Source organism: Trebonia kvetii (genome assembly GCF_007827045.1).
Taxonomy (GTDB): Bacteria; Actinomycetota; Actinomycetes; order Streptosporangiales; family Streptosporangiaceae; genus Trebonia; species Trebonia kvetii.
Genome location: NZ_RPFW01000003.1, coordinates 1,079,166 through 1,094,627, shown reverse-complemented (window position 1 = coordinate 1,094,627; position 15,462 = coordinate 1,079,166). Strand labels below are relative to the sequence as shown.

Sequence of the window (15,462 nt, the reverse complement as noted above, 5' to 3'; positions counted from 1 at the left end):
GACTGGCTTACGCCGCCCGCGGGACGCCTTCCGGCGGTCCCGCGGGCGGCGCCTGTTTCATGCCGGTAGTGCTACGAGACGTTCATCTTGATCGTCGCGACGTTGGAGCTGTTGCAGTCGAAGGTGCCCGGCGTGGTCGGGTCCACCCGGTTCCACTGCCCGTTCTGCAGTTGCACGAGCACCGAGCAGGCGGACGGGAGGCGGTTGCCGACGTCCGTCGTGCCGATGATGCCGTCGGCGGTGAACGAGTGCTCGTCCTTGAGCGCGGCGAACAGCGACGCGCGGTCCAGCGTCTGGCCGCTGGCCACCACCTTGTTCACGGCGTCCTGGAACAGGATGGCCATGACGTAGGAGTTGATCGCGTTGTTGCTCACCTTGTCGAGCCCGCCGAGGTCGGTGACCAGCTTGTCAAGCTGCGGGTTGACCTTGTAGTCGGTCATGTACGGCAGGTCGAGCAGGCTCGCGTAGGTGCCGTTCACGGCCGCTCCGCCCTGCTGGACGAAGGTCGGGTCGTAGCAGCCGGAGTTGCACTCCCAGACCTTGACCGAGCTGACGCCCTGCAGCGCGGCCTCCTTGCGCAGCAGCACCATGCTCTGGCTGGTCACGTCGTCGTAAACGAACGTGGATCCCGCGGCCTTGATCTGCTGGATGAACGGGGTGAGCGCGCTCTGCGGCACCGCGCCGCTGACCGCGTAGAACTTCTGGCCGTCCGCCTTGATGCCGAGGTTGCTCTCCCCCTGGAACACCGGCGTCTGGGTGATCTTGAACGTCGGGTCGTCGCTGTCGTAGAGCCAGATGCCGTGCAGGCCCGGGTTGTGCGCCGTCAGGTAGCGGGCATCGCCGACCGGCACCTTGTACGTCTGCGGGTTGTCCTTCGCGGTGGAGCAGTAGCTGCCGAGGCCCCCGATCATGTAGGTGTCCGGGTCGCAGGACAGCGGCGGGAACGCGAACGCGGCCAGGTCGGGCAGGCCGACCGCCTTGCCCGCAGCATTCTTGCAGCCGTCGAGGTCGGAGAGGTCCTCAAGCGCGTTGGCGGAGGTCCCGACCAGCGCGAAGTCGTTCTGGCAGGCCTTGATGACACAGCTGGACGTTGCGTTCGGGTCGAGCTTGGAGTCGCAGAAGTCGACCACGACCTGTCGCCCGTCCAGGCCGCCTGAGGCGTTGACATCCTTCGCCCACGAGTTCACCGCGTTCACCGCCAGCTGGAACAGCCCGGGGACGAGCGGGTTGTTCACGTCGGCGATCAGGCCCACCTTGATGGTGGTGCCGGTGATCCCGACGTCGCTTGCCGGGACCGTCCCGGTCGGCGCAGCCGACGACGAGGCCGGGGCGGACGCTGAGGCGGGGGCCGACGACGAAGCCGGTGCGCTGCTGGTGCTGCTGGCAGAGCTGCAGCCCGCCGCGAGCAAGGCCGCCGCGGTCACCGCGATCAGCCCGGCGAGGCGAGCGCGCCTCCGTGTCCTAGGTCCGACGCCACCACGGGCCGACTGTTCGTTACCAGGTCTCACTGTTGTGTCCTCCATGGACTTCATTGCCTGTGAGCTCGGCCCGGTATACCGTGCCCACGCCCGAAGGCACGATATACCGGGCGGTCAGTAAAAATAAAGAGAGCGTGCTGTCCAGCGGAACCGCGACAAGACCCGTCAGCTGTGCCGCAGTCCGCATGCAGGCCAGTTGACCTCGCAGCACCGAGATGCGGCTGCTTAAATGCCCGACACGCAGGGGAAATCTAAACGTTACCGACTGCCGCGGGCACGGTTAAGGATGTAAAACTTTACATGAAGGTCGATGGTAGAGGCCCCGTGGCTTCGGCGCTTACCGGGCCAGTTGCCTGCTTCTTGTTGCACGAGGCCTGGACGCCGATCAGATCTTGGACCGACTGGTCATCCATCTTCTCGGGTTCGTCAACCGGCCTCAGGGCGCTCGCCGGCGGCCAGATGCCCGTCGAAGAAGGCGCTGATCCGGCGCCAGGCGTCGTCAGGGCTGGCCGCTTCGTAGCGGCCTCTGCGGCGTCCGATACCAAGATGCCGAGTACCCGGTCTGGCCCCGCGTCCAAGGCGTCTCGCCACAAACCGTGAACGGTTCCGGGCCGGAGCATGCTCGTGTCAGGCGCCGACCGGATCGGTGAGCTTCCGGGCAGCTTCTCCCTGTTGCACGGGGAAGTTTCAGTCCTACGCTTGACCCACCAGACGCGAGGAGCCTGACGTGGCAGAACTGCAACTGGAAGGCGCCGAACTGGTGCTTCACCTCTCGGGCGCGGAGAAGGCCGAGGCAGTCCACGGCGACCTTCGCGTGCCGCTGTCGGCGGTTCGGGGTGTCGAGGTGCTCGATGACACCCACGGCTGGACCGGGATCGGGGTCGGGTTCAAGGTCGGGATGCGCGTCCCCGGCGTGGCCACGGTGGCCACTGTCCGCGGCCACGGCGAGAAGATGTTCATCGCGGTCCATGGCGATACGCCGCGCGGCGTGCGGGTGCGCTTGGCGGATGCCCCGTGGGATGAGTGGATCGTCGGCTGCGCGGATCCCGAAGCCGTCGCCGCCACCCTGGCGTCAGCGAGCTGAGCCGTCGCTGCCCGGTCCCCCGCGTATCTGGGTCGCGGGCCTGCACGCGTCCTGCAGCTCAGGCGGATGCGCGCGCTACGAGCTTCCAGTGCTGCTGGCCGGCACCATCGGGTTCGCGGCCCGCCAGGCTGGCCATGATCATCTCCGCCCGCCCTCGGCCGGCCTCGCGCAGGTCGAAAGCGATTGTGGTGAGCGGCGGAGCAGCCAGGCGCGCAGTGGGGATGTCATCGACTCCGATGACGGCGAGGTGCGCGGGAGCGGCGAGACCCTGCACCCGCAGGCCGGCCAGCAGCGCGATCGCGGTCTCGTCATTGAAGGCGCACACCGCCGTGACGGACTGGCTGGTCCACACCCCCACGGCTGCCGCTGCGGCCGCAATCTCGAGGCTTGTGCTGAGCACGACCGGCGGCTCGATGCCTGCGCCGGCACACGCGTCCGTGACGCCCGCGAGCCGGTCTTCTGCCATCTCCCGCAGGCCGGGGTGCGCGGGCATGGCGTATCCGATGCGCCGGTGTCCGCGGCCGATCAGGTACTCGGCCTGCAGGTGCCCGACCGGACGCCCCGCCTCATCATGACTGAAGTGAGACGGGAGGACGACGTCGGCGCCTGCCCGGTACAGCGCCTGCACGGTGTCCTCGTCGAAGGACGTAAAGCCGATCACCACCGTGGCGTTCACCATCGCGCAGACATCTGCCAGGGGACGGCCGTGCGCTCCGGCCAGGTGGGTGACGAGCGCCAGGCCCTGGTCAGCGAGCGCGGCGGCCATTTCCTCGATGAAGCGGCTGATGGCGCCGCCGATGGGCAGGTCTGGAACGGACAGCAGGACGATGTCGCTGCGTCCCGCGGCCAGGGCGCGGGCGGAGCCGTGCGGCCGGTAGTCCAGCTGCCTGGCGACCTCGAGGATCCGCAGCCGGGTCGCTTCCGGGATCGAGTGCCCGGGCTTGTCGTTGAGGACGAAGCTCACGGTGGTCTGCGAGACGCCGGCCGCGCGCGCGACGTCTACGCTGGTGATGCGCTTCGCGGGTCGCGTCATGGCCCTCTCGTCCCGGGGAAATGCCGACTCTGCCGACCTTCACAGGGTAGTGCCTGGCATGGTACGTATTGGTAAAGCGCATTACCTGGCCGGAGGTTTGATGATCCGCGAGTCTTTCAATGGTGGCTGGGAGTTCCGGCCCAAGGTCAGCTCCTTCGCGGAGCTTGGCCGCGGCGGGGCGCCGTGGCGGCTGGTGACGCTGCCGCACGACGCGATGATCGGGCAGCAGCGCTTCGCGCCGGACGGCGGCAGCCTGGAGGGAGGCGCCAGCGCCTACTTCCCTGGCGGCACCTGGGAGTACCGCAAGACGTTCTTCGTGCCGGAGGAGCACCGGTGCAGGCGGGTGCTTGTTGAGTTCGAGGCCGTGTACCGGGACGCGATGGTTTACGTCAACGGGGACTACGCGGGGCAGCGCCCCTACGGGTACTCGCTGTTCCGTGTTGACGCGGGCCGTTTCCTGCGGTTCGGCGCGGATAACGATATCCGCGTCGAGGCGCGGGCGCACCGGGACAGCCGCTGGTACACCGGCGCCGGAATCTACCGTGACACCTGGCTGCTGACCGGCCCCCTGGTGCGGGTCGGGCCCGGCGGGGTCCGCGTCACCACGCCAGACACCGACACGGAACGGGCGGTCGTGGAGATCGCGACCACAGTGGAGAACGACTCGATCGCGATCAGGACGCCACGCCTGCTCACCGAGATCCGTGACGCCGCCGGGAACCTCGTCGCGACTGACGCCTGCCAGGTCTCGGTGCTGCCCGGTGAGCCGGCCATCGCGCGGCAGCGCCTGTACGTCCGCACGCCGGCGCTATGGAGGCCCGACTCGCCCGCCCTCTACTCGGCCCGGGTGACCCTGACTGAGGATGACGGCGAGGCAGACGCGGAGACGGTCACCTTCGGCATCCGCTCGCTGCGGCTCGACCCCGACCACGGCCTGCGGATCAACGGCGAGACGGTCAAGCTGCGCGGCGCCTGCGTCCACCACGACAACGGGGTCCTCGGCGCGGCGACCTTCGCCCGCGCCGAGGAGCGCCGCGTGCAGATACTCAAGGACGCTGGCTTCAACGCGATCCGGATGGCCCACCACCCGATGAGCACCGCGATGCTTGATGCCTGCGACCGCCTCGGGATGCTGGTGATGGACGAGGCGTTCGACGTGTGGACCTCGGCCAAGAGCGACTTCGACTATCACCTGAACTTCCCGCAGTGGTGGGAACGCGACATCGACGCGATGGTCGCCAAGGACGTCAACCACCCCAGCGTCATCGCCTACTCGATCGGCAACGAGATCCCGGAGACTGGAACGCCTGCTGGGGCGGCCTGGGGACGCAGGCTCGCCGAGAAGGTCCGCAGCCTTGACGGCACGCGCTACGTCACCAACGCGGTCAACGGCATGCTCGCCGTGCTCGACGACCTGGCCGCGCTGCGCTCCCAGCCCAGCGATGAGGCCGGCATCAACACCCGCATGGCCGACCCCGGCGACATGATGAACGCGGTCAGCTCCTCCGACCTGGTGACCCGGCGGACGGCCGAGTCGTTCAGCGTGCTCGACATCGCCGGCATCAACTACGCCGAGGCGCGGTACGCCCTGGACCGGGACCTGTTCCCCAACCGGATCATCGTCGGCAGCGAGACCTTCCCCACCCGCATCGACGGCAACTGGCGGCTGGTCAAGCAGTATCCCAACGTCATCGGCGACTTCACCTGGACCGGCTGGGACTACCTCGGCGAAGCCGGCATCGGCCGCCCGCAGTACGCGACCGCCGACGGCACGCAGCCCGGCTTCGCGGCTCCGTACCCGTGGCTGCTCGCGGGCTGCGGCGACATCGACATCACCGGGCACCGCCGGCCGGCTTCCTACTACCGGCAGATCGTCTTCGGCCTGCGCGACCAGCCCTACCTGGCCGTCCGGCGACCCGAGCACCACGGCAAGACCTGGACCGGGACACCATGGGCGTGGAGCGACTCCATCGCCAGCTGGACCTGGCCGGGATCGGAAGGAGCGCCGGTCACCGTCGAGGTCTACAGCGACGCCGACGAGGTGGAACTCTTCCTCAACGGCCGGTCGCTGGGCCGCAAGCCGGCCGGGGACAGCCACCGGTTCCGCGCCGAGTTCGAGACGGTCTACCAGCCGGGCGAGCTCTTCGCCGTCGCCTACACCGGCGGCACCGAAACCGGCCGCCACACCGTGCGGTCAGCCACCGGTCCGGTGCGGCTCCGCGCCGAGACCGACCGGCAGGTCATCAGCGCCGGCGACCTCGCGTACGTCGCCCTCATCCTCACCGACGCAGCCGGCACCCGCTACACCATTGCCGACCGGCCGGTGGGGATCGAGGTCACCGGGCCGGGGGTCCTGCTCGGCTTCGGCAGTGCCAACCCCTCCACGGAGGAGCGATTCGACGCGACCGAGCACCGCACCTACGACGGCAGGGCCCTCGCCGTGCTGCGCGCCACCGGCGCCGGCAAGATCCGGCTGACCGCCACCGCGGCCGAGTGCGAGCCAGCCGAGAGCATCGTCACCGCCGAATGACGGCCGACGTCCGCGAGCCGATGGCGCCGATGCAGCCCTGGTTGCCGCCGTCCGGGTGGAGCAGCCATTCCCCGACCTTCTGGGGCGGCGGCAACCTGCTCTACACGGCAGACAAGCCCGGCAAGTGTTTCAGGTGCCACTGTCCAGCTTATTCGCACCCGCGATTGCTTCCCGGTTCCCCGCCTGGACACCCGCCTCACGTTCGGCTTCGGCATTGATCTCGGCGCCGAGCAGGATCGCGATTCCGGTCAGGTACAGCCAGAAGATCAAGATGGCGACGCCGGCGAAGGCGCCGTAGGTCTTGCCGTAGCTCCCGAACTTCGACACGTAGAACGAGAAGCCCAGCGACGCGGCCAGGAAGATAACTGTGCCGACCAGGCCGCCGGGGCTGACCCATCGCCAGCGGGGGATGGCCCGGTTCGGGCCTATGTAGTAGTAGACGGAGAACAGCATCGTGATCGCGATGATCGTGACTACCCAGCGGATCGCGGTCCACGCGATGACGAATGCCGTTCCGGCGATCGGGGCGAGCGACTGGATGCTGGCCCCGATCGGCGCGCCGAACACCAGCAACGCGGCGGCGGCTCCGCCCAGCAGCACCGTGGCCAGCATCAGCGGAAGGGCGAAAAGCCGCTTGCCCAAGAACTTGCGGTCTGCCGGCACGTCGTAGGCGATGTCCAGACCGGTCTGCAGCGCGGTCATGGCCGCCGACGAGCTCCACAGAGCGATGACGATGCCGATGACCAGGGCCGTGAGCGAACCACCGGACGTCCGGGTGGTCGCTGACTGGACGGCCTGGCTGAAGACAGTGGAGGCGCCCGGTGGCAGGGCCTTGTCGACGCCGTTGATCAGCCGGGTCACGGTACCGCCGCCCAGGTGCAGCACGCTGGTCAGGCCGAGCAACGCGATCACGGCCGGGAACAGGGCCAGGAACCAGTGGTAGGCCAGGCTCCCCGCCGTGGTGGTGCACCGGTCGGTCTTGAACTGCTTGAATGCCCGACGCGAGACGTGCCGCCAGCCCGTTTCGCCGAGCTCGAGCGGAGTTTCCGGACCGCCTTCCACCTGGGACTGCGGCGGGATGGCCGGCTCATCGCCCGTCACGGTCTTGAACGCGGGTTTCCTCATCGCGTTCTCCGTTGCCAGACGACCAGGGCAGCAACGGCGAGCACCACCGCCCCAGCGGCCATCATCCACGGAGCGGTGCCGGTCTTGGCCCGCGTAGCCGTGACCTGCTCGCGCACCTTCGCCGCGGCGTCCGCGCCGGCGTTCCTGGCCCGCCCGGTCAGCTCGGCGGCCTGTGCCTGCGCCCTGCTTTTCAGGTCCGCCTTGGCGACCAGCTGGTCGACCGTTTCCCCTAGGTGCTCCCGAGTGCGCACTATCTCTTCCTTGAGCTGCTGAGCTTCGTCGCCCATTACCGTCGCACCTTTTCCCTGACTTCCTCGATATCCGCCTTGACGCTGTCGACTGCCTCGCTGGGCACCGGCGGCGTGGCAGTCCGCAGCCGGCCCCTGCCGGCCATAGCCGCCAGACCTGCGATGGCGAGCAACGCAGCGCCGACTATCAGCGCCGCCAGCCACGCCGCCAGGACGTGACTGATGCCGATGATCGCGCAAGCAATCAGGCAGCCCACGCCGTAGGCCGCGACTAGTCCGCCGCCGCCGATCATGCCGATGCCCGTGCCCGCCTGCTTGCCCTTGCGGGTCACCTCCAGCCGGGCCAGCTGAAGCTCATCCCGCACCAGCATGGAGACTTGCTCGGCAACCTGCTCGACCAGCTCGCCAGTCGACCGCTCGCCGGTAGCCGCCTGGCCGACGCCATCCGCTTGACTCATCACGCCCCTCCTCCCGCTCGCATGAAACAACCGGGTACCCCGGCAGGTGGCCTTCTAACGCACGCAGAACGGGTGCGTGTTTCACCTGGCTCGCGAAGCCGACATCGGCGGGGCAGCAGGAACCCTATAGGGGCATTTAGCCTCTTTGTAGGTTTAGCGTCTTTCGCCGGTATTACGGCTCCGATATGCATTTGGGAACTTTTGTGATGCCCATGACAAGGGCAAACTAGGCTCTGCGATCCAGCTCGCTTGGCGGCCGTAGGGTGCGAAATGCCCAGTCTCCCGACTTAGCGGCGTAATATCCCTGTGACGCATGGTGATTCGCGAACAGGCCGCGCTTCTGGGGGGTGTACGAATGCCGGAAGGGAATCCAGCCGGCCGGGTGCCAGTGCAGCGGGTTGAGCTAGCGACCGGGCACATGGATGTAATGGCTGAGATCAGTCAGATGTTTGTTCAGCACCAGCCGTGGTTCCGTTGCGCGGATCCGGGCACGGTCGATGCCGGCGTCCGGATTGCCATCGCCGGCGGCCTGGGTGCGGGGCAGGCGAGGTACCGCGGCTTCGAATACCGGGCGCTGGTTGATCCGCTCGACCGATTGCTGGCGGGTATCACGGTGGCCGGGACCGGCGCGCTGATGTCCAGCGGTGCCGAGGCGCTGACTGCGCCCGGGGACGCGTTCCTGCACCCGCCGCAGGCGCCGTTCACTTTCGAGTCGCACGATAGCGAGTATTCCCTCCTGCAGGTCCCGCTGGCGGCCGCCGGGGCGCTGGCCGAGGAGATGACCGGGCTGCCGGCGGCGGGCCTGCGGTTCGAAGCGATGACACCGCTTTCCGCGTCCCTCGGGCAGAGATTCGGCACAACCGTGGATTTCATCTGCGATCAGGTCGCCGCCTCAGCGATCACCGAAATCCATCCGCTGGTCGTTCAGGAGCTAACCCGGCTGGCGGCCGGCGCGATGCTGAAGGTTTTTCCTAACACCACCATGACCGCCGGTTATCTGCCCGGCCCGGGGTGGGTAGCGGCGGCCGCCGTCAACCGGGCAGCGGCGTTCATCGCTGCCCGGGCCGGCGAGCCTGTTACGGTCCAGGAGATCGCCGCGGCGGCTGACGTGTCCGTCTTCGCGCTAGAGTACGCATTCCAGCGGCATTTCGGCACCACGGCCGAGGGATACCTCCGGCGAATCCGGCTGGAACGCGCGCACCACGACCTCGCCCAGGCCGACCCGTCCAGCGGCATCACAGTGGAAGGCGTGGCACGCCGCTGGGGGTGGACCACCATCGGGCAGTTCACCGTCGCCTACCAGCGGCGGTTCGGCGTGCCGCCCAGCCTCACCCTTGGCAATTGAAAAGACCGCAAAGACCAGGGTGACTGGATCAACCCAGGAGACGGGCCGTCGTCGACCGGACCAACGGCTCCGTTAGCGGGCGCAGGGTGAGGCCGAATGGCTCGTTGTGCGCTGGCTGCAGCGACTGCAGTCCCCGGATCAGTCACTGCGGTTCACTGCGGCTGGCATTAATCACGCCGCTGTGGGGTAGCCGTGGTCAACCGTTATGGGTCCGACCTTGGGGGACAAGACATGCCTGAAGGCACCTTCACCACTGACATCGCGGCGATCCGCGCGAGGGTCCGGCAGAAGGTGAAGAAAGGACCGCTCGGCTCATGAAAGACCACCGGGGACATGGCAGCAGAGACCTGTCGCCGTGGCAAGAAACGGCCCGGGCGTTCAGCACGGCCGTCGAGTCGGGCAGGGTCGACCTTCCGCTTCCCGGCTCCGGCGCCACCCTGGAACGCCTGTCCGCGCTCGCCGACCTCGCCGGGGAGGACCTGTCGCTGGCAAGGCTCGGAGAGGGGCACGCCGATGCGATCGCGATCCTGGCTGAACTCGGCGGACCGTCCCCCCAGCCGGGCAGCCGGTGGGGCGTGTGGGCGGCGAACCCGCCGGGTCCGAATGTGACGGCCGAGCCGTGCGGGGGCGGCACCTGGGTGCTGCGCGGCACGAAGCAGTACTGCTCGGGGGCGCGGATTTGCACGCATGCACTGGTCACCGCGGCCGCCGCCGATGGGCAGCGGCTGTTTGCCGTGCGCGTGGCGGAACTTCAGCCCCGCGATGGTACCTGGCCCGCGACGGGGATGGCGGGCAGCGACACGCTCGACGTGGGCTTCCCCTGGGTGGTCGCGGATCCGGTCGGCCCGCCAGATTGCTACACGGAAAGGCCCGGGTTCAGCCATGGCGGCGTCGGAGTGGCGGCCTGCTGGTACGGCGGGGCACGCGGCGTGGCACGGGCGCTGCTGGGTGCCGCCACCAAACGCGATGTTGGCCCGCATGCCCTGGCCCACTTGGGGGCCGTCGATATCGGGCTGCGGACGGCATGGGCCGCGCTCGCGACCGCGGCCCGCGAGATAGACGCCGATCCCGAGGACCTGCGCGGCGACGGACCGCTGCGCGCCCTGCGGGTACGGGCGCTGACCGAGGCGGTCGCCACCGACGTGCTGGCCAGAACGGGCAGAGCGCTCGGCGCCGCGCCGCTCGGCCACGACGAGGCTCACTCGCGCGCGGTCGCCGACCTCACGGTCTACTTGCGCCAGCACCACGCGGAACGCGACCTGGCGCGGCTGGGCGAACTGATCGCTGAATGCGGTGCCGGGTGGTGAGGCGCACCGGCCCGCACCCGATTGACGCGCCTGGCACCGACGAGCGGTCCTGGCGTGCCTGGCCATGGCTGAGCACCCTTCCTGCTTCCGGACTCCAGGCGCTGGCGGGCGTGACGAGTGCCGTGATCGTGGCCGCGCACCCGGATGACGAGGTGCTCGGCGCCGGCGGGCTCATCTCGATGCTGGCGGCGTCGCGGGCGCGGCTGCGGCTGGTGGCGGTGACCGACGGCGAACGTTCCCATCAGGGATATTCATCCCCCGCGGTGCTCGCCAAGCGGCGGACCGCGGAAACGACCGCGGCGCTGCGTGCCCTCGGCGCACGGGCGACCGAGGTGATCCGGCTCGGCCTGCCGGACAGCCGCGTCGCCCGCCGCGAGGACGATCTCGCGGCGGCGCTCGCCCCGCTCGCCGAGGGCTTCGACCTGTGCCTGGCCCCGTGGGACGGCGACATGCACCCCGATCACGCGGCAGCCAGCCGGGCCGCGCGCCTGGCCGCGACAGGAGCCTTCCACTGCTTCCCCGTGTGGATGTGGCACTGGGCCTCCCCGGTGATCCCCGGGTGCCCTGGGACCGCGCGCTGCGGATCCCGCTGCCGCCGCAGACCGCGGCAAAGAAACGCGCGGCCATCAGCCGCTTCGCCAGCCAGACAGAAGACAGAGGCCACGGCCTCGGGCCCGTGCTTGCCCCGGGCATGATCGCTCACTTCACCCGCGCCATGGAGGTCCTGCTGCCGTGACTCTCGATACGGGCTACTTCCGCGACTGCTACGCGGCCTCGGCCGATCCCTGGGGGCTGGCGGAACGCTGGTACGAAGCACGCAAGTACGCCCTCAGCCTCGCCCTGCTGCCCGCGGAACGGTACGCCGCCGCCTTCGAGCCTGGCTGCTCGATCGGGATACTCAGCGCGCAGCTCGCGGCACGGTGCGGCCGGCTGCTTGCCTGCGACGCGGTTCCCGAAGCCGTCGCTTCCGCACGGGCAAACACCGCCGGCCTGGCGGGCGTCCAAGTCGAGAGGCGGGTGATTCCCCATGAGTGGCCGCAGCAGTCGTTCGACCTGATCGTCTTCTCCGAGCTTCTCTATTACTTCGGCGACGCCGACCTGAACGAGGTGCTCCGACTCGGCATCGGCACGCTGCGCCCCGGCGGGCACCTGCTCGCGGTGCACTGGCGGCACCCCGCGCCCGACCACCCGCGCACCGGCGATGAGGTACACGAGGTCCTTGCCGGACGCGCCGGGCTGGCGCGGCTGGCGCGCTACCGCGATCCTGACTTCACCGCCGAGGTATACACCCATGCCGACGGCGACCTGCGGTCCGTCGCCCAGACGGGCGGGATCGCGTGATCCGCTCCGTCGGCGTGATCGTCCCGGCGCACAACGAGCAGGACCAGCTGCCCTTCTGCCTGGCCAGCCTGCGGCGCGCGGCGCGGGCGCTGCACGGCACGCCGGTTCACCTGGTCGTGGTCGCCGACGCGTGCCGCGACAGAACCGTCCAGGTCGCGCAGCGCAGTGGGGCGACCGTGGTCACGATCGCCGCCCGCAGCGCAGGCGCGGCGCGGGCGGCCGGCGTCCGGGAGGTGCTGCGCCGCACCCGGCACCTGGACCCGGCAGACGTCTGGCTGGCTAACACGGACGCTGACACCCTCGTTCCAGCCTGCTGGCTCCGCCGGCAGGTCCGCTACGCGAACCGGGGATGGGACGCGGTGGCGGGGACCATCCGGATAACCGACTGGTCCGGCTACCAGCCCGCCACCCGTGCGCTGTACCAGAAGCGGTACGCCGCGGGGACAGGCCCGCACTCTCACGTACACGGCGCCAACCTCGGCTTCCGGGCCGCTGCGTACCTGCGCGCCGGCGGGTTCACCGACAAGCCTACGGCGGAAGACCACGCCCTGGTCGCCGCGCTGGCCGCCAGCGGCAGCCGTGTCCACCGCACCCGCACGCTCACCGTGATCACCTCAGCCCGGCGCACGGCCCGCGCCCCGCACGGGTTCAGCAGCTACCTCGCGGAACTGGATGCCGGGCAGGACGCCGCCTCGGCATGACCGGGCAACCCTGATCACCGGGCGGGGGTCTGCGCCGAACCCGTCCCGCACCTGACCGAACCCGGCTGGCACGACATCATGCCCGCCGCCAAGAGCACAATCGCTCCAGCGGCTGACTACTTTCTAACGGTGATCAGGGGCGGTGCTGCTAACCGGGCAGTGCCGCGGGTCCGGGGAGGTGCTGATGATGGTGCCGGCGACGCTAAGTTCGGATACCCGTCGGGCGCCGGGATGGCTGATTACGAGCCGCGGGTCGGGCAGCGTGATCACGACTTGCTCGTCGTGCCGCCGGGCGGGCAGGCGCTCGTCACAGGGCATGCCATCTCCTCCTGCCTCAGGCGGGGTCCGGGCCGGAGGGATGCTGGCTGTTCGTTGTTACCTGCCATCCTTGCCGGGTCGGTAATAACAGTCAACCTGGGCCGCTCGGCCTGACGACCTAGCCTGGCGTATTGGGTAGGCTGCGTGCGGTCGTGGGGATTGCGGGGTCATCAGTGGAGTACCCGGAGGGGGCGCGGGCGGACGGCCTGCCGGCGGTGCTGTCGGCCCCGGACCGCCTAGCGGCGCTGGAGGCCACCGGCCTGGCGGGCAGTGCCCCGGAGCCTGTGTTCGACGACCTGGCCCGGCTGGCGGCGTCGGTGACCGGCTGCGGCATCGCCGCGATCACGTTCGTCGGGGAGTGTCGCACCTACTGGAAGTCGGTGCCGCACCTGCCGTACGGGGGCCCGGAGGCCTGGCAGAATCCAGTGGGCGACGACTTCTGTTACGTCCCCGTCGGAATGAACGGGCCGTTCATCGTCGAGGACGCCGAGCGCGACCCGCGTACGACAGGTCACCCGGCGATCGGGCCTTGGAGAGTAGGTGCCTGGGCGGGCTATCCGATCGTGTCGGCCGACGGGCAGCCGATCGGGACTATGTGTGTCATCGATGCGCGCCCGCGGGTCTGGAAGCCCGCTGAGCTGGAAACACTCGCGACGCTGGCGCGGGCGGTGTCCAACGAGGTCAACCTGCGGGTCACGCTGCAGACCGCCCGCAGCGCGCTGCAGACCAGCCAGGCCGCGCTGGCCAGGGCGCGTGACCTTGCTCGCAGCTTGCAAGACAGCCTGCTGCCGCCGGTGCTCCGGCCGGCGCCAGGGCTGGACGCCGCCGCGCGGTACGTTCCCGCCACCGACGGCGGCGAGTCGGTGACCGGGGACTTCTACGACTTGTTCCAGGCCCGCGGGCCGTGGTGGACCGCGGTGATGGGCGACGTGTGCGGCAAGGGGACGGAAGCAGCAAAGGTGACGGCGCTGGCCCGCTATACCCTGCGTGCCGATGCGGGCGACCACCTGTCTCCGGCGGAGGTCCTGCAGCGGCTGAACGCCTCGATGCTCGCGCAGGGCGCCCCGTTGTTCCTCACCGCGGTCCAGGCGACGTTCCGCCTCACCCCGGGCGGGCTGACCGGGCGTCTGTGCCTGGCCGGACACCCGCCTGCGCTGATCCGCCGGGCTGACGGCCGGGTACAGCAGGTGGGGGTTGCCGGCTCGCTGCTCGGTTACACCGAGCAGGTGCAGCTGACCGATGTCCGGTTCCGCCTGGCACCAGGCGACCTGCTGCTTCTCTACACGGACGGCGCCATCGAAGCGCGCCCCGCCCCGGGCAGCGCCGAACCGCGGCAGGCGATGTTCGATGAGGATGCCCTCGTCAAAGCCCTCGCGAGCACGCGCAACCTAGAGGCCGCCGCCACCACTAGTCATATCGCCGATGCCCTCGCCTACTGGCATGGCGGCTGGGCCAGTGACGACACGGCTCTGCTTGCCCTGCGCCTTCCCGGCCGGGAATTACCTCCCCCGCAGACACCGCGTCTGCCTCCGCCACTCGGCTACACCGAGGGCCGCTACCCGCTGACCCCCGACCGGCGCGAGTAGCGGCCGGCTACCGCCTTGCAGAACTCCCGCTACGGCTTACGCGCGACGACGCCGTAGAGAGGGATCACGGCGTCGAAAACCGGGTCGTCCGGCGCAGGACGCCAGTCGCAGGCGTGCACCAGGCCCGGCGGGACCAGCTCAAGGCCCGCCACGAGGCTGGCGACCTCCTCCCGGGAGCGCAGGGTGATCTTCTGCGACGCCTGCCGGTTCCACCGGCGGTTGGCCACGCGGACGCTGGGGTCCATGTCGCTGGCCTGGTGGTAGAGGGCGACGTAGCTGCCGGACGGCAGGCCAGCCAGCAGCCCGGACAGCGCGGCGGTGGCCTCCTTGGTGTCGGCGATGCGACCAAACACGGACGTGGACAGGAACATGAGCGCGACGGGCCTGCGCAAGTCGAACACGGCCCCGGCACCTGCGTAGATAGCGTCAAGGTCCCCGAAGTGCGCGTCCACGTAGTCGACGATCCCGCCTGGCGTGGACTTCGCCAGCGCCCGGGCGTGGGCGAGCACCATCGGGTCGCCGGTTACGTAGACGATGCGGCATGCCGGGTCGAGCGACTGCGCCGCCTTATGCGTCAGGCCAGATGCGGGCAAGCCCGCGCCAATGTCGAGGAACTGCGTGATGCCAGCCTCAGCAACCAGGTACCGAACCACGCGGCGATGGAAGGCGCGCAGCGCGGGTACGACCATGGCGATGACGGGTGCGACCGAGATCATCGCCCGCACCGCCTTCCGGTCGGCATCGAAATTGTCACCGCCGCCATCGAGGTAATCGGCGGCCCGCACGACGCTTGGCGAGGCGGCATCGACCATCCCGGCCCGTTCCCAGCGTGCCATGTCGTCCCAGGAGCCGCCTGACATCTCACTCCCCCTCCCACCACGGCTTCCCCGCCCCCGCCGCGCATGGAA

The 15,462-nt window shown here is 69.6% G+C and carries 15 protein-coding genes; 8 read left to right on the top strand and 7 right to left on the bottom strand.

Translation table 11 applies throughout. From position 1 onward, the window contains the following. Positions 1-71: 71 nt before the first annotated feature. The gene (locus EAS64_RS19795) at positions 72-1,508 is read right to left on the bottom strand and encodes an ABC transporter substrate-binding protein (RefSeq protein ID WP_187366030.1); all 1,437 of its coding nucleotides are present in this window, start codon (positions 1,506-1,508) and stop codon (positions 72-74) included. A 697-nt stretch (positions 1,509-2,205) separates the two neighbouring features. Here EAS64_RS19795 and EAS64_RS19790 point away from each other — a divergent pair. After that, positions 2,206-2,562, top strand: a complete 357-nt coding sequence (locus EAS64_RS19790) for a hypothetical protein (RefSeq protein WP_145854698.1) — start codon at positions 2,206-2,208, stop codon at positions 2,560-2,562. Positions 2,563-2,620: 58 nt separating this feature from the next. Here the strand turns inward: EAS64_RS19790 and EAS64_RS19785 are convergent, their stop codons facing one another. Then, a complete protein-coding gene (locus tag EAS64_RS19785) occupies positions 2,621-3,595 on the bottom strand; it encodes a LacI family DNA-binding transcriptional regulator (RefSeq protein WP_145854696.1) in 975 nt (324 codons plus the stop codon). A gap of 100 nt (positions 3,596-3,695) precedes the next feature. Here EAS64_RS19785 and EAS64_RS19780 point away from each other — a divergent pair, with 100 nt between their 5' ends. Then, positions 3,696-6,125 carry a glycoside hydrolase family 2 TIM barrel-domain containing protein gene (locus EAS64_RS19780; RefSeq protein ID WP_145854694.1) on the top strand — a complete coding sequence of 810 codons (2,430 nt, stop codon included), beginning with the start codon at positions 3,696-3,698 and terminating at the stop codon, positions 6,123-6,125. Between the two features lie 129 nt (positions 6,126-6,254). On the opposite strand, the gene EAS64_RS19775 is transcribed toward EAS64_RS19780, so the two are convergent. From EAS64_RS19775 to EAS64_RS19765, 3 genes are read right to left on the bottom strand one after another with little or no spacing between them, the layout of a single operon-like run. Then, on the bottom strand, positions 6,255-7,250 hold the full coding sequence (locus tag EAS64_RS19775) for a YihY/virulence factor BrkB family protein (protein ID WP_145854692.1): 996 nt from the start codon (positions 7,248-7,250) through the stop codon (positions 6,255-6,257). After that, complete coding sequence (locus EAS64_RS19770) at positions 7,247-7,537, bottom strand: DUF3618 domain-containing protein (RefSeq protein WP_145854690.1); 291 nt, start codon at positions 7,535-7,537, stop codon at positions 7,247-7,249. Before EAS64_RS19770 ends, EAS64_RS19775 begins: the two co-directional genes overlap by 4 nt. Continuing rightward, complete coding sequence (locus EAS64_RS19765; protein WP_145854688.1) at positions 7,537-7,956, bottom strand: phage holin family protein; 420 nt, start codon at positions 7,954-7,956, stop codon at positions 7,537-7,539. The genes EAS64_RS19770 and EAS64_RS19765 overlap by 1 nt, the downstream gene beginning before the upstream one ends. 445 nt (positions 7,957-8,401) lie before the next feature. On the opposite strand from EAS64_RS19765, the gene EAS64_RS19760 reads away from it, so the two are divergent. The 5 genes from EAS64_RS19760 (at position 8,402) to EAS64_RS19740 (ending at position 12,650) form a co-directional block, all read left to right on the top strand. Further along, positions 8,402-9,301, top strand: a complete 900-nt coding sequence (locus EAS64_RS19760) for an AraC family transcriptional regulator (protein WP_187366029.1) — start codon at positions 8,402-8,404, stop codon at positions 9,299-9,301. 314 nt (positions 9,302-9,615) lie between these two features. Next, a complete protein-coding gene (locus EAS64_RS19755; RefSeq protein ID WP_222849419.1) occupies positions 9,616-10,608 on the top strand; it encodes an acyl-CoA dehydrogenase family protein in 993 nt (330 codons plus the stop codon). Then, positions 10,602-11,303 carry a PIG-L deacetylase family protein gene (locus EAS64_RS19750; protein WP_246115752.1) on the top strand — a complete coding sequence of 234 codons (702 nt, stop codon included), beginning with the start codon at positions 10,602-10,604 and terminating at the stop codon, positions 11,301-11,303. Before EAS64_RS19755 ends, EAS64_RS19750 begins: the two co-directional genes overlap by 7 nt. A 37-nt stretch (positions 11,304-11,340) precedes the next feature. After that, on the top strand, positions 11,341-11,949 hold the full coding sequence (locus EAS64_RS19745) for an SAM-dependent methyltransferase (RefSeq protein WP_145854684.1): 609 nt from the start codon (positions 11,341-11,343) through the stop codon (positions 11,947-11,949). Continuing rightward, positions 11,946-12,650 (top strand): glycosyltransferase family 2 protein, encoded by a 705-nt coding sequence (locus EAS64_RS19740; protein ID WP_145854682.1) that lies wholly within the window; start codon positions 11,946-11,948, stop codon positions 12,648-12,650. Before EAS64_RS19745 ends, EAS64_RS19740 begins: the two co-directional genes overlap by 4 nt. Before the next feature lie 123 nt (positions 12,651-12,773). Here EAS64_RS19740 and EAS64_RS19735 read toward each other — a convergent pair whose 3' ends face one another. After that, a complete protein-coding gene (locus EAS64_RS19735) occupies positions 12,774-12,968 on the bottom strand; it encodes a hypothetical protein (protein WP_145854680.1) in 195 nt (64 codons plus the stop codon). 173 nt (positions 12,969-13,141) lie between these two features. On the opposite strand from EAS64_RS19735, the gene EAS64_RS19730 reads away from it, so the two are divergent. Then, positions 13,142-14,554, top strand: coding sequence for a SpoIIE family protein phosphatase (locus tag EAS64_RS19730; RefSeq protein WP_145854678.1), 1,413 nt, complete (start codon positions 13,142-13,144; stop codon positions 14,552-14,554). A 29-nt stretch (positions 14,555-14,583) separates the two neighbouring features. On the opposite strand, the gene EAS64_RS19725 is transcribed toward EAS64_RS19730, so the two are convergent. Further along, on the bottom strand, positions 14,584-15,414 hold the full coding sequence (locus tag EAS64_RS19725) for an SAM-dependent methyltransferase (RefSeq protein ID WP_145854676.1): 831 nt from the start codon (positions 15,412-15,414) through the stop codon (positions 14,584-14,586). Positions 15,415-15,462 lie beyond the last annotated feature (48 nt).